The organism is Azonexus hydrophilus, from assembly GCF_001956855.1.
In the GTDB taxonomy this organism is placed as follows: Bacteria; Pseudomonadota; Gammaproteobacteria; order Burkholderiales; family Rhodocyclaceae; genus Azonexus; species Azonexus hydrophilus_A.
On sequence record NZ_MTHD01000002.1, the window covers coordinates 42146 to 59817 of the forward strand.

The window sequence follows — 17672 nt, forward strand, 5'->3', positions numbered from 1 at the left end:
AACCGTTATTGGTTTGTGGCAATAAAAAACGGCCAGGCGGCCGTTTGTCGATTCAGCGGGCTTCGATGATCCTGCGACCACCGTTGAAGCGCGTCATCCAGTAACTGTTGTTCATGCTTTCGACGCGAACTTCCGCGCCAGCGCGCGGGGCGTGCAGGAAGTGGTTGTCGCCCAGATAAATGCCGACATGCGAAAAAGCCCGGCGCATGGTGTTGAAGAACACCAGATCGCCCGGTTTCAACTGACTGAGGTCGATCTGTTCGCCAAGTAGGCTTTGCTCGCGGGCGGTTCGGGGCAGGTAGGCGCCAATGCTTTCCTTGAAGACCGTCTGCACGAAACTGCTGCAGTCCAGGCCGTTTTCAATGCTGTTGCCACCCATCTTGTAACGGACGCCAACCAGTTTGAGGCCTTCGAGGATGACATCCTGCGTGGCGTTGGTGTAACGTTCAACGAAGGACATCGGCGCTTCCTGAATGCTACCGGTTTCCGACGCGTGGGCGGCACTTAGGCAGCCCAAGGCGAGGCAGGTGGCGGTGAGGAAGGAAGCGATTTTCTGGTGCATGGGCGCGTAATTTATTTGAAATCATCGGTACTGTAAAGTCGATTGATAAACAAACGACCTGCGTGTGCCGCAACTATGTTCATAATCCGTAATTATGAATACAATTTCACCCCTGAGTAGCGAGGAGCACACCACAATGGATTCCTTCAAGGCACTGCTGATTGAGGAACAGGAAGGCAAAGTTGGTAACCGTTTCGTCACCATGGGCGTCGACGATCTCGACGCTGGTGAGGTGACCATCCGGGTTGCCTATTCGAGCATCAATTTCAAGGATGCGCTGGCAGCAACCGGTAGCGGCAAGATCATCCGGCGCTTTCCCTGTGTCGGTGGCATCGATCTTTCCGGTATCGTCGTTGATAGTGCGGATGCGCGCTTCAAGCCGGGCGACCAGGTCATCGCGACCAGTTTCGACATCGGTGTCGCACATCATGGCGGTTACGCCGAAATGACTCGCGTGCCGGCCGACTGGGTTGTGCCCTTGCCTGCCGGGCTAACCCTGTATGAATCGATGGCGCTCGGGACGGCGGGGTTCACCGCGGCACTGGCGATCGTGCGCATGGAAGAAAACGGACTGACGCCGGAGAAAGGCTCCGTCATCGTTACTGGTGCGACCGGCGGCGTCGGTAGCCTGGCGGTCGACATGCTGGCGCAACGCGGTTATCGCGTCGTCGCCTTGACCGGCAAGGAGAGCGAGGCCGACTACCTGCGCAGCCTCGGGGCGGCGGAAGTCATGCTGCGCCAGAGTCTTGATCTGTCGAAGATTCGTCCGCTTGACCGTGCGCGTTGGGCTGGTGCGGTCGACAACCTCGGTGGCGATGTTCTCGCCTGGATTGCCAGCACGATGGAGCAGGGCGGTACGATTGCCAGTATCGGCTTGGCAGCGAGCATGTCACTGAACACAACAGTCGCGCCCTTCATCCTGCGCGGCGTTTCCTTGCTCGGCGTCGATTCAGGCTATATCCGCGAACCTTACCGGAGTGGTGTCTGGCAGCGCCTGGCCACGGACCTGCGACCGCCGCATCTGGCAAGAATGTCGCGTTCCATCCCGTTTGCCGACTTGCCGGCCACGTTCGACGAATATATCGGCGGGCGTGCCAAGGGGCGGGTTGTCGTGGAAGTTGCCGGTGGCTGAAATGCCGGATCTGCCGCGCGTCCTGGTCGTCGATGATTCCAGGCTCGTCAGGGCTTCGCTGGTGCAGCACATCAAGGCGAGTTATGACGTGAAGGAAGAGGCCGATGGTGAGGCGGCGTGGCAGACGCTGGTCCTTGATCAGTCGATCCGGGCCGTGGTCTCCGACCTGCAGATGCCGAAGATGAACGGCTACGAATTGCTGGAGCGTCTGCGCTCGTCGCGTCTGCGCCGTTTGCAGCAAATGCCCTTCATTCTCGTGTCTGGCGAGGAAACGGAAGAGGAGCGGGGCAAAGCCCGTGGTTTGGGGGCTTCCGATTTCATCACCAAGGGCAGCGGCAGCATCGAAATTCTCGCCCGCCTGGGCAATCTGCTGGCCCTGCAACAGGCGCAGGAGCATCTCGATACCGGTCGCGAGCACATGGTGCAGAATCCGGCCAGCGGTCTGTTTACCCGCAAGTACCTCGAACTCCAGGCGGCGCAGGCCCTTTCTCATTCCGCCCGGCACGGCATCGATGTCAGTCTGATGGTGCTGGGCTTCGATGGCTACAGCGAGCTGAGCAACAAGCTGGGACCAACCCTGGCGGAAGAGGTTGGTAATCGCTTTGCCAAGATGCTTGCCGGCAAGGTGCGCCAGGAAGACAGTCTTGGCCACATGGGTGAGGGGCAGTTTGCAGTTGTTTCTCCGGGGACTGCGCCAAATTACTGTGCCAGTTTCGCCGAGCGCGTCCGCCAGGCAGTCGAGGTTTCCCGTCTCTCCGTTCAAGGCAAGTCGTTGGCGCTGACGGTCAGTATCGGTCTGGCCAGTGTGCCGACAGATCTGGTCAGTTCGGCGGGGGCGCTGCTTGATCTTGCCGCTCAACGTATGCAGATGGCCATGCAGGCTGGCGGCAACCGGATCGAATCCGGCGGCATCCTGCCGGCAACCCGGCCGATTTCGCTGCAACATGCGCTGGAATTGCTGCGCGCCAATCGTCAGGGCCCGGTCTTGCCGCACCTGGACGCCTTGCTGGCACAGTTGCTGCCGCTGCTTTCCCTGATGGACAAGGAACTGGATGTGACTCTGCCGATTGCAGAGCTTGAACATTATTTAGGCGAACGGAAAAGCGATAAAAAATAGCCCGTTCATTTGTTTTGAAGTGCAGGAAACCACTAGCTAGAGGGAGTTATATGGCGACTTACAAGGAGTTTCACCAGTATTCGATCGAGCAACCGGATGCATTCTGGACCGAGCAGGCCCAGCTCATCGACTGGAAGGAACCGTTCACCCAGGTTTGCGATTTTTCGCGTCCGCCGTTTGCCAAATGGTTCGTCGGTGGCAAGACCAATCTGTGCCACAACGCCATCGACCGCCATGCGGCCAAGCGTCCGAATGACAATGCGTTGATCTTCGTGTCGACGGAGACCGATGAGGAGAAGATTTACTCCTTCGCCGAGTTGCAGACCGAAGTCGAGCGCATGGCGGCGATCTACAAGAGTCTCGGCGTCAAGAAGGGCGACCGCGTCCTGATCTACATGCCGATGATTCCGCAGGCAGCCTTCGCGATGTTCGCGGCGGCCCGGATCGGTGCCATCCACTCGGTGGTGTTCGGCGGCTTCGCTTCTGGTTCGCTGGCTACCCGCATCGACGATGCCAAGCCGGCGCTGATCGTTTCCAGCGATGCCGGCATGCGCGGCGGCAAGGCCGTGCCGTACAAGCACCTGCTCGACGAAGCCATCGAGATTGCCGAACACAAGCCGAACCATGTGCTGATGGTCGATCGCGGGTTGGACAAGGGTTTCAACAAGGTTGCCGGTCGTGACGTCGATTACGCGACGCTGCGCGAGCAGCACCTGAATGCCCGGGTCGAGTGCGAATGGCTGGAATCCTCCGAGCCGTCATACATCCTCTACACCTCCGGTACCACCGGCAAGCCGAAGGGCGTGCAGCGCGACACCGGCGGTTATGCCGTGGCACTGGCTTCGTCGCTGAAGCATATTTACTGCGGTGGCGAAGGCGAGACCTTCTTCTCGACCTCCGATATCGGCTGGGTCGTCGGTCACTCCTACATCATCTACGGCCCGCTGATCGCCGGCATGGCGACGATCATGTACGAAGGCACGCCGCTGCGTCCGGACCCGGGCATCTGGTGGCAGATCGTCGAGAAGTACAAGGTTTCCGTGATGTTCTCGGCACCGACTGCCGCCCGTGTGCTGAAGAAGCAGGACCCGGCCTACATGCACAAGTACGACCTGTCGACGCTGAAGCATGTGTTCATGGCCGGCGAGCCGCTCGATCAGCCGACGCACGAATGGTTCCAGAACGAACTGGGGCGCCCGGTCATCGACAACTACTGGCAGACCGAGACCGGCTGGCCGATGCTGGCCGCGCTGCACGGCGTCGAAAAGACGCCGATCAAGTTCGGTTCGCCGAGTTTTCCGGTCTACGGCTACAACCTGAAGATTTTCCGTGAGGACGGTTCCGAATGTGGTGCCAACGAGAAGGGCATCGCTGCGGTCATTCCGCCGCTGCCGCCCGGCTGCCTGTCCACTGTCTGGGGGCAGGATGATCGTTTCGTCAGTACCTATTTCACGCTGTTCAAGGAGCCGCTGGTTTATTCCTCCTACGACTGGGCGATCAAGGACGACGACGGGTATTTCACCATCCTCGGCCGTACCGACGACGTGATCAACGTTGCCGGCCATCGCCTGGGGACGCGCGAAATCGAGGAGGCCATCCAGAACCATGCGGCGATTGCCGAAGTGGCCGTGGTTGGCGTCGAGGACAAGCTCAAGGGGCAGGTGCCGATGGCTTTTGCCGTGGTCAAGGATGCTACCCGGGTGGCGACGCCGGAACTGGTCAAGGCGCTGGAGAAGGAAGTGTTTTCGACCGTCGATGGCATTCTTGGTGCGATCGGCCGGCCGGCCCGCGTGCATTTCGTCACCGGTCTGCCGAAAACCCGCTCGGGCAAGATGCTGCGCCGCTCGTTGCAAGCGCTGGCCGAAGGCCGCGACCCGGGTGACCTGACGACGATCGAGGATCCATCCACGCTGGAACAGATCAGGAACGCGCTGGCCAGTTGAGTGCTGTTGCAGTGATTGAAAACCCGCCGCTGAACCCGGCGGGTTTTTTTATGTGACGCTTTGTAAGAATCTGGTGATGGGCGGGGTGCTAAAATTGCCGACTGCCTGATCTTAGCGATGATGCCTATCAATGATTTATGAAACCGTAGCTGCGGTCGACCTGGGTTCGAACAGTTTTCGTCTCCAGGTCGGGCGTGTCGTTGATGACCAGATCTACCCGCTCGACTCACTGAAAGAGCCTGTTCGGCTGGCGTCCGGCCTGACCGCAGAAAAAATGCTCGATGCCGATGCCCAGGAGCGGGCGCTGAATGCCTTGCGCCGCTTTGGCGAGCGCTTGCGCGGACTCGATGCTGGTGCCGTACGTGCCGTCGCCACCAATACCCTGCGAGTGGCGAAGAACGGTAGTTCTTTCCTGCCGTTGGCCGAAGAGGCTCTGGGTTTTCCCATTGAAGTCATTGCCGGGCGGGAAGAGGCGCGGCTGATCTATCTGGGAGCCTCGCATTCCCTGCCAACGGCCAATCACAAACGTCTCGTTGTCGATATCGGTGGCGGATCAACGGAATTCATCATCGGCAAACGCCATGATCCGCAGTTGATGGAATCGCTGTACATGGGGTGCGTCAGTTTCACCATGCGCTATTTTCCCGGTGGACGGGTGGACAAGCGCAGGTTGCGCGAAGCTCAGGTGGCAGCGGCCAAGGAAATTGAACTGATCGCACACGATTACCAGCGTCTGGGCTGGAAGGAAGCGGTTGGCTCATCCGGATCGGCGCGCGCCATCGCCGATATTCTGGAAATGAACGACATGAACCCGGGCGGAGAGAGTGGTATCACCCGCTCCGGTCTGGAGCGCCTGTGTTCGATGCTGGTCAAGGCCGGCTCAGCCGACGAGCTGGATCTGCGTGGGGTCAAGGGCGACCGCATGCCGGTGCTGCCCGGCGGAATCGCCATCATGTCTGCGGTGTTCGAGGAGCTTGATATCGAGCGCATGACCTATGCCGATGGTGCCTTGCGTCTGGGCGTACTCTACGACCTGCTCGGCCGCTTCCATCACCATGACATGCGCGATGCGACGGTGGCGCATTTCCGCCGCCGCTATCAGGTTGAGCGCGATCAGGTCGAGCGCGTCGAAACGGCCGCATTGTCGGCACTGACTCAGTTGAGCGGCGGTACGCCCGACGAGTCGGACCTGCAGTTCCTGTCCTGGGCCTGCCGGTTGCACGAAATCGGAATTTCGGTGGCGCATAACGCCTATCACAAGCACGGCGCCTATATTCTGACCTATGCCGACATGCCGGGGTTTTCCAAGAAGGATCAGGCGCGTCTGGCGATGCTGGTGCTTGGACATCGTGGCAAGCTGGAAAAACTGGGTGCGGTTCCTGCGGTCGACACGATGTGGCGACTGGTTTTCTGTTTACGCCTGGCAGTCTCGCTCCATCGCACGCGCGATGACCGGGCGTTGCCGGCATGGCGTGTAACCACAACGGACAGGGGTTTCCTGCTTGAGTTGCCGGACGAGTGGCTGGCGGAAAATCCCTGGACTGCGGCCGCTCTGGGTGAAGAAACCGTGGTCTGGAAACAGATCGGCAGGGTGTTCGTCGTTCGCCCGCTGGTCTGATTGGCGGGGTCAGCCGGCGACGATCCGCTCGGCAATGCGTTGCTTGAGATCGCCGGGGTTGTCATCGAAATGCGTGTAATGCATCAGCGACAGGCCGAATACGCAAGCGTACAGGAGCAAGCTGCGGCTTTTGGCCTCGGCATCCGACATGCCGGAGGCGACAAACAGGCGGCGAGTGCACTCCAGTCGGTACAGGTCGACCGATTCGACGACGGCGGCAGCCCTTGCGTCATGGCGAGCCCAGTCGCGTACCGCAAGTTCGATCGACATGCCTTTCCTGTTCTTGCTGGCGCCGTAGACCTCAATCGCGTAATGCAGTTGTTCCCGTTCCTGCCCAGCCTGCACCGCAGTTGTTTTCTCGATATCGCGGATGCGTCCTTCGCGCCAGCGTTCGAGCACGGCGTCAAGAAGCGCTTGACGGTCCTTGAAGTGCCAGTAGAAACTCCCCTTGGTGACGCCGCAGCGCTTGGCCAGTACTTCAACGCGCAATCCGGCAACACCTTCGCGGGCCAGGACGTCAATTGCGGTATCGACCCAGCGTACGGGGTCGAGTGGAGTGCGTGCGCTGGCAGCCTTGCCGGTGGCACGGATGCGGGATGTTTTTGCAGGGAGCTTGACAGCTTTATTTTCCATACGCTACCGTACGCTTTTCCATACGACACAGTATGGAGATTGTGCGGTTTGCCAAGTCGTCTGTCAAACGGCGATAGTTTCGAAAAATACTGACCGATAAAAGGAGATGCCAGTGAAAATTCTCGTTCCCGTCAAGCGGGTGGTGGACTATAACGTCAAGGTCCGGGTCAAGGCGGATGGCAGTGGCGTCGATCTGGCCAATGTGAAGATGAGCATGAATCCCTTCGACGAAATTGCTGTCGAAGAGGCCGTTCGCCTCAAGGAGGCCGGGATTGCAACCGAAGTCGTGGCAATTTCCTGCGGCCCTGCCGCCTGTCAGGAAACCCTGCGCACGGCGATGGCCATCGGTGCCGATCGTGGCATCCTGGTGGAAAGCGATGTCGAATTGCAGCCGCTGGCGGTGGCCAAGTTGCTGAAGGCGCTGTGCGACAAGGAGCAACCGCAGCTGGTGGTATGTGGCAAACAGGCCATCGATGATGATGCCAACCAGACGGGCCAGATGCTGGCCGCGCTGGCCGGATGGCCGCAGGCGACTTTTGCTTCGAAGGTCGTCATTGCCGACGGCAAGGCCGTGGTTACCCGCGAGATCGATGGCGGTCTGGAAACGCTGCAGCTTTCGCTGCCGGCGGTTGTGACGACTGATCTGCGCCTGAATGAACCGCGCTACGCGACGCTGCCGAACATCATGAAGGCAAAGAAGAAGCCGCTGGAAACCGTCAAGCCGGAAGATCTTGCGGTCGACGTCGCGCCGCGCCTGAAAACCCTGAAAGTTGTCGAGCCGGCCAAGCGCTCTGCTGGCGTCAAGGTGGCCGATGTGGCTGAACTGGTGAATAAACTCAAGAACGAAGCGAAGGTGATCTGAAATGACCATTCTCGTAATTGCCGAACATGACCATCACAGCATCAAGGCTGCCACCCTCAATACCGTGGCGGCAGCTTGCAGGATCGGTGGCGATATCCATGTGCTGGTTGCCGGCGCTGGTTGTGCTGCAGCCGCCGCTCAGGCGGCAGCCTTGCAGGGGGTAAGCAAGGTGCTTGTCGTCGATGCCGGGCACTATGAGGCGCAGACGGCGGAAACCGTTGCTGCGCTGGTGGTGGCCAATGCCGCCGGCTATTCGCATATCCTCGCGCCGGCGACGACCTACGGCAAGAACCTTCTGCCGCGTGTCGCAGCCCTGCTGGATGTGGCTCAGATTTCGGAAATCACCGCGGTCGAATCGGCCGATACCTTCGTGCGTCCGATCTACGCGGGCAATGCCCTGGCCACGGTACAAAGTGGCGATGCCGTCAAGGTCATTACCGTTCGGACGACAGCGTTTGATGCGGTGGCGGGTGGCAACAATGCGCCGGTTGAGTCGCTGGCTGCAGTGGCCGATGCCGGCATGACCCAGTTGCAGGGGCGTGAACTGACGAAGTCGGAGCGTCCGGAGCTGGGTGCGGCCAAAATCATCGTCTCGGGCGGCCGTGGTCTGGGTAGTGGTGAAAACTATCACAAGTTGCTTGAGCCTCTGGCCGACAAGCTTGGTGCTGCGCTTGGTGCCAGCCGTGCAGCAGTTGATGCCGGTTTTGTGCCGAATGACTATCAGGTGGGGCAGACCGGAAAAATCGTTGCGCCTCAACTCTATCTGGCGATAGGGATTTCCGGTGCGATCCAGCATCTGGCTGGCATGAAGGATTCCAAGGTGATCGTTGCGATCAACAAGGACCCGGATGCGCCGATCTTCCAGGTTGCTGATTATGGCTTGGTGGCTGATTTGTTCGAAACGGTTCCGCAACTGGAGAACGCACTCGGCTAAAATGGCCGCGTGAATCTGACCGATAACCTGCTGGGCGAAACGTGGTACTGGGTGGCTTGGGCCGTCTGGATACCTCTTTTCGCCCGCAGCGTTTGGCGGGCGCCGTGGAAACGTCTTGGCGACTCGGAACAGTCGAATCTCTGGCTGGGCATGGTGGTTCTTCTGGTCCTGCTCTGGAGCCTGAAAGCCGGAGTCAAGCCGGGACTCACGCTGCATCTTCTGGGTGCCAATGTCTTTGCCCTGGCATTTGGTCCGCATCTGGCCTTTATCGGTCTCTGTCTGGTTACATTGGGCATTACCTTGAATGGGGCCGCTGGCAGTTTTGCCTACGGGGCCAATGCGCTTCTGCTGGCTGCGCTCCCCGTCTTCCTGAGCTATCAGTTATTCCGGATGTTCTCCACTATTCTGCCGAAACATTTTTTCATCTACATTTTCGTCAACGGATTTTTGGCCGCTGCGCTGGTAATTCTTGGTGTGGGATTGGTGTCCAGTGGTGTTCTCGGATTTGCTGGTGTCTATGCGTGGGATTATCTGTTTGACGAATATTTCCCCTATTATTTTCTACTCGCGTTTTCGGAGGCATGGTTATCGGGAATGATCATTACCCTGTTTGTCGTCTATCGGCCGCAATGGGTGGTATCTTTCGATGATTCTCGTTATCTTTCCGGGAAATAAGCGCTACAATCGGGATATTTGATCGTCATTGAGGGGTGCGTCGTTGAATCGACTGGGCTTTCGCGTCACGCTGGGTGTGCTGATGGTTGCTGTTTCAGGCGCGGTGTCGGCCGTTGGTCTCGGCGAGTTGCGTGGGCAGCCCATTCTCGGTGATCGTCTTGAGTTGACCGTCAGCATTCTTGGTGTCGAGCGTACTCCACCGGATGCAGCCTGTTTTCGTTTGGTCAAGCCGCAGGGAGGAGATGATCTGCCATGGCTTCGCCAGGCAGATTTCCTAGTCGGGGGCGGCAAGCCTCCTGTCCTGAGGATTCGTTCCGCGCAGGTACTGCGTGAGCCAGTGATTCAGGTCGCTGTACATCTGGCTTGTGGCTACGAGGTGTACAGGGAGTACACACTGCTGGCCTCGCCTTATCAGGTACCGCTCGCAGAACCCGTTGTCGTCCCTCGAGTCAAGACGGAGTCTCCCGTGCGCCGGGATGTTGCTGCGCGTGAAGTCGCTCCGCGCAGAAAGCCTGCTTCTGTACCTGCGCGTCAACAGCCGAAATCGCCCACGCCGGAATTGCTTCCGGCAGCGCCGGCCATGCCGGTCGAGCCTGTATCAGATCGTTTGTTGCTGTCTGCCGGAGATGGTGATGGTGACAGCTTCTTGCGTCTTTCCACGGCGCTTGGCGAGCATATGCTTGTCAGTGATCTGGCCGAGGCCCAGCGGGAAATCCTGCGCCTTGAATTCCGCATGCTGTCAGCGTTGCATGAGCAGGCCACCAGCCAGTTGGAGGCGGCCGAAAAACTGCGCAACATGGAGGCGACGCTGGGAGAGTTGCAGGGCAAGGCGTTGGCAATGACCGAGAGTGCCAATGCAGTAGCAAGTGCCCCGCCAACTGATGCTGCGCCCCGTAAACAGTCGCCTGATGAATCATTGAAACCGCCGGTTGAGGAGCCGTGGTTTTCTGATTGGACGCTATACGGCTTGTTGCTGGGATTGTTGTTAGGTCTTGGTGGGTGGTTGTTCTGGCGAAATCGCCGGGAGCATCGTCCGGGAGAGGGGGGGCTGGCTGGATTTGTTGCGGTCTCTCCTGAGCCGATTGTCGATGCGCCGCGGCAGGGTGAAATTGAAGAAAAGGGCGGGGTGGACCTGCATCTTGAGCCTTCTGCCATGGGAGCGCCGCTGCAGGTTGATCTGGAGCTTGAGAGCAATGTTTCCTCGGAAGTCGCCGCGCCTGTCGCTCGCGCGCCAGTTGCCGCACGCCCGGGGGATTCGGTACTGTCCATCAATGCAACGACGCTGGACGAGCACTTTGAAGCCAATCCAGTGATGGAGCTGGCTGACATCATGCTTTCTTTCGGGCGGGTCAAGGGGGCAGCGCAGGCGCTTCAGGAATACATCGACAATAATCCCCAGGAGGCACTGCAGCCGTGGATTCGTTTGATGGATGTTTACCGTATGGCGGGCATGCGGGATGAATTCGATGCCGTCGCCCGAAACCTGAACCAGCAGTTCAACGTCGAGGTGCAATCCTGGGATGTCGCAGGAAGTGCGCCGGTTGATCTGGTCCTGGATGATGGAACGGCTTCCGAAAATCTCTCGCAGCCCCCCAAGGCACAGGGCTTGGAAGACATGCCACGCATCATGAGTGGTGTCGTGAGGATGTGGGATTCCGAAGATGTGGTTGGTTATCTGTACCAGTTGTTGCGCGACAACCGTGGCGGCCAGCGCCAGGGGTTTGCCTTGCCGGTTGTGGAGGAAATCCTGTTCCTGATCGAGCTCAAGGAGACGGCCAATCGCATGGAGAAGGAAATTGCCAGGCACGGGTGATGCTGTGTGCTGAGCTTAAGGGACTGGCTGGCGGATTGTTCTGGTTTGTTTTTGTTCATAAAGCCCACGATTGATGTTATAGTCGTGGGCTTTTCCACCTTGCCCTACCGCTATCGCATGACGGGGGGCTTATCCCAAAAGGAGTTTGCATGCGCCATTACGAAATCTGCTTTATCGTCCATCCGGACCAAAGCGAACAAGTGCCCGGCATGGTCGAGCGCTATCGTTCCATCGTGACCACCAAGGGTGGTTCGGTGCACCGTCTGGAAGACTGGGGCCGCCGTCAGCTGGCTTATCCGATCCAGAAGATCCACAAGGCACACTACGTGCTAATGAATATCGAGTGCGACGGCGAGACGCTGGGCGAGCTCGAGCATTCCTTCAAGTTCAATGATGCAGTCCTGCGTCATCTGACCGTCAAGATGAAGGCCGCCGTGACGACGCCTTCCCCGATGATGAAGGAAGAAAAGTCGAAGTCGCTGCTGGCTGGCGAAACCGAAGCTGCAGCCGAAGTCGCTGCTGCCTGATCCGGGTTTCACGGGAAATAGCGTACTGAACAACATCACCCTGTCCGGCAGCCTGGTCGAGCGCAAACCCTTGCGCTACACACCGGCAGGCATCCCGGTCAGTGAAGGCAGGCTGCAACACCACTCGGCGCTGATCGAAAACGGCAGCGAAAGACAGGTGGAAGTTGAAATGGCAGTCCTGGCTCTGGGAGATGCAGCGCGCTGGCTCGAAGCAGCACCGCTCGGCGGCATGATGCGAATCGAAGGATTCGTCGCTGCCCGGGGACGCAACAGCAGAACACCCGTGATCCACGCGAACACTATCGAATATTTGGAAGGAAACGAAAATGGCACGATTCTTCAAGAAGAAGGTTGATGACAAGAAAAAGCGTCGCGGCAACAGCCTGTTCAAGCGTCGCAAGTTCTGCCGCTTCACCGCGGAAAAGGTCGAGCAGATCGACTACAAGGACGTCGACGTCCTCAAGGAATACATCCAGGAAAACGCCAAGATCATGCCGGCTCGCCTGACCGGCACCAAGGCCGGCTATCAGCGCCAGCTGGGCACCGCGATCAAGCGCGCCCGCTTCCTGGCCCTGCTGCCCTACACCGACAACCATCAATAATTTCCGGGGAGACGAAACATGCAAATCATTCTGCTCGAGAAGGTTGTCAACCTGGGTAACCTCGGTGACGTGGTCAAGGTCAAGGATGGCTACGCCCGTAACTTCCTGATTCCGCAACGCATGGCCAAGCGTGCCACGCCGGCTGCCATGGCCGAGTTCGAAGCACGCCGTGCCGAACTGGAAAAGGCTGCTGCCGAGAAGCTTGCTGCTGCTCAGGCTGTTGCCGACAAGATGAACGGTACTGTCGTTTCCGTCGCCCGCAAGGCAGGCATGGACGGTCGCTTGTTTGGCTCCGTTGGCAATGCCGACATCGCCGAGGCGCTGGCTGCTGCCGGTTTCACCGTCGACAAGTCGTCCATCCGCCTGCCGGACGGTCCGCTCAAGGCGATTGGCGAGTTCCCGGTTGATGTTGCGCTGCACACCGATGTGCTGGCCAATATTTCGGTGACCGTTGTTGCCGAGTAAGACGGTTTAACTTACGCTTCAAGGCCTCGCAATTGCGAGGCCTTTTTACTTTAAGTCACCATGAACCAGCGTCCGAACAAGCCCAGAAATACTGATCCCTCCCTCGATATGCTGCGGGTGCCTCCGCATTCCATCGAAGCGGAGCAATCGGTGCTTGGCGGCTTGCTGCTGGACAATCAGGCCTGGGACCGGATCGGCGATCAGGTAGCCGAGACGGATTTCTATCGTGATGAGCACCGGCGAATCTTTCGTCAAATCCGCAATCTGCTGGAAAAGGCCAAACCGGCCGACGTCGTCACTGTTGCCGAAGCACTGGATGCGGCAGGGGAGGGCGATCAGACCGGCGGTCTGGCCTATCTTGGTGAACTCGCGGCGAATACGCCATCGGCGGCCAATATCCGCCGTTATGCGGAAATCGTCCGGGAGCGAGCCGTGCTTCGCCAACTGGTGGCGACGGCAGATGAAATTGCTTCCGATGCCCTGAATCCATTGGGGCGTGACGCGGCCTCGTTGCTTGACGAAGCCGAGTCGAAAATCTTCAAGATTGCTGAAGCGGGTGCCGGGCATGCCGAGGGCTTCGTTCATATCAATCCGCTGTTGACCCAGGTGGTCGAGCGTATTCAGGAGCTGCACGACCGGGACAATCCCTCTGACATCACCGGGGTGCCGACAGGTTTTGTCGACCTGGATCAGAAAACCTCAGGTTTCCAGCCGGGAGATTTGATTATCGTGGCCGGTCGCCCATCGATGGGGAAGACTGCATTCGCGCTGAACATCGCTGAAAACGTGGCTGTCGATACCGGCTTGCCGGTCGGTGTGTTTTCCATGGAAATGGGTGGTGCCCAGCTGGCCATGCGTATGCTTGCGTCAATTGGTCGTTTGAACTCGCAGAGCTTGCGGACGGGGCGGATGTCGGATGACGAATGGTCCCGGCTGTCGTTCGCGCTCGGCAAACTACATGAAGCACCGATCTATATCGATGAGACAGGTGGCCTGAGCCCGGCCAACCTGCGCGCCCGGGCGCGCCGCCTGGCCCGCCAGTACGGCGGCAAACTCGGCCTGCTGGTCATCGACTACATCCAGTTGATGAGTGGTAACAAGCAGGGCGAAAACCGGGCGACTGAAGTTTCCGAAATCTCCCGCTCGATCAAGTCGCTGGCCAAGGAACTGCAGGTGCCCATCGTTGCGCTCTCGCAGTTGTCGCGAAAGGTTGAAGAACGTACCGACAAGCGCCCGATGATGTCCGACTTGCGCGAATCAGGTGCTATCGAGCAGGATGCCGACGTGATCCTGATGATGTACCGCGATGAATATTACAAGCCGGACACGCCAGACAAGGGTATGGCAGAAGTCATCATCGGCAAGCAGCGTAATGGTCCGACCGGCACCGTACGCCTCGCCTTCCTGGGCGAATACACGCGATTTGAAAACCTCGCGTCGGGCGGTTTCCAGGACGCAAGAGATTAATTCTGGGCGGATTAAAGTTCGACTTGGCGTGCGCTGATCGAATAGGCCATTTTTGCCGGGTGCGCTTCATTGACCCGCTGACCATTGAGATACAGTTCGGGCATGACGAAAAAAGGCAGGCGGTCGGGGTGCTCCGGTAGCCGCAGGTCAGTGCCGACATGGAAGGCCGTCCAGTTCATCTCCCAGACACCGAAGAGAATCCGTTTCAGCGAAGTGAGCCGGCTGTCGTGCTCCGGAATGGCCTCGTAGGCTGCGGCGCGGCGGACATCGCTGGGATCTACGGGAATCCAGCCGTAGCCGGGTAGGTAGAATTCGGCCCGGACATGCTGGCCCTGGGTTGCATCGTCGCTGCGCAGACCCAGACTGCGGAAGAGCCGGGAGCGGCCAATGCGAAGGCCGTAGACACAGCGTGCGGGAATGCCGATGCTGCGGCACACCGAGACGAAGAGGCCGTTGATGTCGGCCGAACGCCCGCCATACTGTCCGGAGATCAGCTGCTGATGAATATTTCCGCTGCCGCAACCTGGCAGTGAGGGATCGTAGATCGTGTTTTCACAGATCCAGTCGTAAATGGCCTTGACCTGTGCGACCGGGTCCTTGATGCGGCCGACGATGCGTTCGCCCAACTGCTTTGCCAGTCCATCATTGGGAATCAAGCTTGTTGCCTGCAGGTTGCGGCGCAGGATGTCGTCCCGATCAGGGGCGATGCTGCGCCGTGTAACGTCGAAATGGCGGTCTGCGATGCTGACATGTGTGACCAGGCGCAGGCTGGCGTTGGCGGCGTCAGGCCATTCGCATTGCAGCAATTCAAGCGCTCCGTCCGGTTGGCGCAAGATACCAGCACGGCTGGGGTTGCCCTGCCAAGTGTGCCCTAGCGTGCGCTGGTAAATGCTTTCCTGGCTGCTCGGTAGCGGCAGCCAGAATCGTGCAGCTTGTCCGGAGGATTTCAACGTCACAGTGGTGACGATTTCGTAGGTACGCCAATCACCGGGCAATTCCTGGGCTCTAACCGGTGGCAGGCGGGAGGTGGATGTGCCCTCGGGTGGGCTGTCGATCAGTGGCGTGTTAGCGCTATGCACGGGGGCTCTGGAGGCCTGGGTGCTGGTGTTGCGATTATTGCGGGCGGCCTGGGTGGTTTTTTTCTTTTTCGGCTTGGCTGCGGTCTTTTTCTTGGTAGTACTCGCCTTTTTTGCCGGGGCAGCCGAAGCTTCCGTGGCAAAAAGAGAAAAAAGGGCAGACGCGGCAAGAAAATCTCTGCGTTTCAAGGCTGTCCTCGGGCAATGATCAGGGATCGAAATGAAAAGGCCGTGTCCAGGACACGGCCTTGTTAGGTCGAAATGACTATAGCACGTCGGCTGCGTGATCTGCCAGACGCGAGCGTTCGCCTCTTTGTAACGTGATGTGACCGGAGTGCGTCCAGCCCTTGAAACGATCGACCACGTAAGTCAGGCCGGAACTGCCTTCGGTCAGGTACGGCGTGTCGATCTGGGCGATATTGCCCAGGCAGACGACTTTGGTGCCCGGGCCGGCACGGGTGACCAGTGTTTTCATCTGCTTCGGCGTCAGGTTCTGGGCTTCGTCGATGATCAGGTATTTCTTCAGGAAGGTGCGGCCGCGCATGAAGTTGAGCGACTTGACCTTGATCTTCGAGCGGATGATGTCGTGCGTCGCCGCCTTGCCCCAGTCACCGCCGTAGGGGCTGTTGTCGTCGGTGTGGGTCAGCACTTCGAGATTGTCTTCGAGTGCCCCCATCCACGGCGCCATCTTTTCTTCCTCGCTGCCCGGCAGGAAGCCGATGTCCTCGCCGACCGGCACGGTGACCCGGGTCATGATGATCTCGGCGAACTGTTTGCTTTCCAGCGTCTGGGTCAGGCCTGCGGCGAGCGTCAGCAGGGTCTTGCCGGTACCGGCCTGGCCGAGCAGGGTGACGAAGTCGATGTCAGGGTTCAGCAGCAGGTTGAGGGCGAAATTCTGCTCGCGGTTGCGGGCGGTGATGCCCCAGACGGCATTCTTCGGATGCGTGTAGTCGATCAGTGTTTCGAGGACGGCGGTCTTGCCGGCGGTTTCCTTGACGATGGCCGTGAAGCCATCCTTTTCCAGCCAGACGAACTCATTGACCAGAAATTGTGGACAAAGCGGGCCGGTAACCTTGTAGTAGGTCTTGCTGTCCTTTTTCCACGACTCCATTCCCTTGCCGTGCTTGTCCCAGAAATTCTCCGGCAGGGCGCGGGTACCGGAGTAGAGGATGTCGGTATCCTCAAGGACCTTGTCGTTGAAGTAATCTTCGGCAAGCAGGTTGAGCGCGCGCGACTTGATGCGCATGTTGATGTCTTTCGACACCAGGATGACCGGGCGTTTCGGGAATTTTTTCTGCAGGTGGATGACCACCGACAGGATCTGGTTGTCGACTTTTGATGTCGGCAGGCCTTGCGGCAGTTCGGCACTGATCGCCTCGGTCTGCAGGTAGAGGCGGCCGCTGGCGAGCTTGCTCGACGGGCCGTAGAGATCGATGCCTTCGTCGATGTCGACATCATCATGTGCCAGCATCTCGTCCAGCGTGCGTGATGCCTGACGGGCGTTGCGGGCGATTTCCGACATGCCCTTCTTGTGATTGTCGAGTTCTTCCAGCGTCATGATCGGCAGGAAGACGTCGTGTTCCTCAAAGCGGTACAGGCAGCTGGGGTCGTGCATCAGGACGTTGGTGTCGAGCACGAAAATCTTGGTCATCGCGGGCTTCTTGACGGCGGGTTGGCGCGGCATGTCGGTGGTCTCGGAGATGGTTGGGGGGAACTGCGATCAGAGGGTCCTGACGTAATCGAGCACTTCCTGGGCGTGGCCCGGCACCTTCAGGCCGCGCCATTCACGGCGCAGGGTGCCGCTGCGGTCGATGACGAAGGTGCTGCGTTCGATGCCGCGGCATTGCTTGCCGTACATCATCTTCTGCTTGATGACGCCGAACAGGTTGCAGACGGTTTCGTCGGCATCCGAGCCAAGCTCGAACGGGAAGGCTTGCTTGCTCTTGAAGTTCTCGTGCGCTTTCAGGCTGTCACGGGAAATGCCCAGAATGACCGCGTCGACCGCAAGAAACTCGGTGTGAAGATCGCGGAAATTCTGTCCTTCGGTGGTGCAGCCCGGCGTGCTGTCCTTGGGGTAGAAATAGATGACCACGATCTTGCCGCCATGCGCTGCCAGATTGAAGGGTTGGCCGCCGGTGGCGGGAAGGGTGAAGTCGGGAACCTTGGTATCGAGCATGTTGCCTTCCTGTGATGGGTTTCAGGGCATTTTGTTCGGAGGTCGCTAGCCCGGTCAAGCCTTTGTTAAA

The 17672-nt window shown here is 59.0% G+C and carries 19 protein-coding genes; 14 read left to right on the forward strand and 5 right to left on the reverse strand.

The genetic code is table 11. The features are described from left to right. Positions 1-52: 52 nt before the first annotated feature. On the reverse strand, positions 53-562 hold the full coding sequence (locus BJN45_RS04670) for a C40 family peptidase (protein WP_076092649.1): 510 nt from the start codon (positions 560-562) through the stop codon (positions 53-55). Positions 563-698: 136 nt separating this feature from the next. Between BJN45_RS04670 and BJN45_RS04675 the strand changes: the two genes are divergently transcribed. The 4 genes from BJN45_RS04675 to ppx all read left to right on the forward strand — a co-directional run bounded on the left by BJN45_RS04675 (position 699) and on the right by ppx (position 6372). Continuing rightward, on the forward strand, positions 699-1694 hold the full coding sequence (locus BJN45_RS04675) for an oxidoreductase (protein WP_076092651.1): 996 nt from the start codon (positions 699-701) through the stop codon (positions 1692-1694). 1 nt (position 1695) lies between these two features. Next, complete coding sequence (locus BJN45_RS04680) at positions 1696-2811, forward strand: GGDEF domain-containing response regulator (RefSeq protein ID WP_076094054.1); 1116 nt, start codon at positions 1696-1698, stop codon at positions 2809-2811. Positions 2812-2861: 50 nt separating this feature from the next. Next, positions 2862-4754, forward strand: coding sequence for a propionate--CoA ligase (locus BJN45_RS04685; protein WP_076092653.1), 1893 nt, complete (start codon positions 2862-2864; stop codon positions 4752-4754). Positions 4755-4884: 130 nt separating this feature from the next. Then, positions 4885-6372: an exopolyphosphatase gene (ppx, locus tag BJN45_RS04690; RefSeq protein WP_076092655.1), complete on the forward strand. Its 1488-nt coding sequence runs from the start codon at positions 4885-4887 to the stop codon at positions 6370-6372. Between the two features lie 9 nt (positions 6373-6381). Here the strand turns inward: ppx and BJN45_RS04695 are convergent, their stop codons facing one another. Next, positions 6382-7005 (reverse strand): TetR/AcrR family transcriptional regulator, encoded by a 624-nt coding sequence (locus BJN45_RS04695; protein WP_083650848.1) that lies wholly within the window; start codon positions 7003-7005, stop codon positions 6382-6384. A 112-nt stretch (positions 7006-7117) separates the two neighbouring features. Between BJN45_RS04695 and BJN45_RS04700 the strand changes: the two genes are divergently transcribed. The 9 genes from BJN45_RS04700 (at position 7118) to dnaB (ending at position 14350) form a co-directional block, all read left to right on the forward strand. Beyond that, a complete protein-coding gene (locus BJN45_RS04700; RefSeq protein ID WP_076094059.1) occupies positions 7118-7867 on the forward strand; it encodes an electron transfer flavoprotein subunit beta/FixA family protein in 750 nt (249 codons plus the stop codon). A 1-nt stretch (position 7868) separates the two neighbouring features. Then, positions 7869-8801 carry an electron transfer flavoprotein subunit alpha/FixB family protein gene (locus BJN45_RS04705; protein WP_076092657.1) on the forward strand — a complete coding sequence of 311 codons (933 nt, stop codon included), beginning with the start codon at positions 7869-7871 and terminating at the stop codon, positions 8799-8801. Between the two features lie 9 nt (positions 8802-8810). Next, positions 8811-9476 carry an energy-coupling factor ABC transporter permease gene (locus BJN45_RS04710; protein WP_076092659.1) on the forward strand — a complete coding sequence of 222 codons (666 nt, stop codon included), beginning with the start codon at positions 8811-8813 and terminating at the stop codon, positions 9474-9476. Between the two features lie 43 nt (positions 9477-9519). After that, positions 9520-11289, forward strand: a complete 1770-nt coding sequence (locus tag BJN45_RS04720; RefSeq protein ID WP_139326288.1) for a type IV pilus assembly protein FimV — start codon at positions 9520-9522, stop codon at positions 11287-11289. A gap of 149 nt (positions 11290-11438) precedes the next feature. After that, complete coding sequence (rpsF, locus tag BJN45_RS04725; RefSeq protein ID WP_076092665.1) at positions 11439-11816, forward strand: 30S ribosomal protein S6; 378 nt, start codon at positions 11439-11441, stop codon at positions 11814-11816. Between the two features lie 40 nt (positions 11817-11856). Beyond that, the gene (gene priB, locus BJN45_RS04730; protein ID WP_170873057.1) at positions 11857-12171 is read left to right on the forward strand and encodes a primosomal replication protein N; all 315 of its coding nucleotides are present in this window, start codon (positions 11857-11859) and stop codon (positions 12169-12171) included. Continuing rightward, the gene (gene rpsR, locus BJN45_RS04735; RefSeq protein WP_076092669.1) at positions 12143-12418 is read left to right on the forward strand and encodes a 30S ribosomal protein S18; all 276 of its coding nucleotides are present in this window, start codon (positions 12143-12145) and stop codon (positions 12416-12418) included. The genes priB and rpsR overlap by 29 nt, the downstream gene beginning before the upstream one ends. Before the next feature lie 18 nt (positions 12419-12436). Beyond that, positions 12437-12883, forward strand: a complete 447-nt coding sequence (rplI, locus tag BJN45_RS04740; protein WP_076092671.1) for a 50S ribosomal protein L9 — start codon at positions 12437-12439, stop codon at positions 12881-12883. Between the two features lie 60 nt (positions 12884-12943). After that, positions 12944-14350, forward strand: a complete 1407-nt coding sequence (gene dnaB / locus BJN45_RS04745) for a replicative DNA helicase (protein ID WP_076092673.1) — start codon at positions 12944-12946, stop codon at positions 14348-14350. An 11-nt stretch (positions 14351-14361) separates the two neighbouring features. On the opposite strand, the gene BJN45_RS17490 is transcribed toward dnaB, so the two are convergent. Continuing rightward, entirely contained in the window at positions 14362-15429 is a 1068-nt protein-coding gene (locus tag BJN45_RS17490; RefSeq protein ID WP_170873024.1) for a transglutaminase-like domain-containing protein, read from the reverse strand. Between the two features lie 19 nt (positions 15430-15448). Between BJN45_RS17490 and BJN45_RS17740 the strand changes: the two genes are divergently transcribed. Then, complete coding sequence (locus BJN45_RS17740) at positions 15449-15634, forward strand: hypothetical protein (protein WP_170873025.1); 186 nt, start codon at positions 15449-15451, stop codon at positions 15632-15634. A gap of 57 nt (positions 15635-15691) precedes the next feature. Here the strand turns inward: BJN45_RS17740 and BJN45_RS04760 are convergent, their stop codons facing one another. Together BJN45_RS04760 and BJN45_RS04765 are read right to left on the reverse strand one after the other, a co-directional pair. Further along, complete coding sequence (locus BJN45_RS04760; protein ID WP_076092679.1) at positions 15692-17110, reverse strand: PhoH family protein; 1419 nt, start codon at positions 17108-17110, stop codon at positions 15692-15694. Positions 17111-17146: 36 nt separating this feature from the next. Then, on the reverse strand, positions 17147-17602 hold the full coding sequence (locus BJN45_RS04765; protein ID WP_076092681.1) for a peroxiredoxin: 456 nt from the start codon (positions 17600-17602) through the stop codon (positions 17147-17149). Positions 17603-17672: the final 70 nt, after the last annotated feature.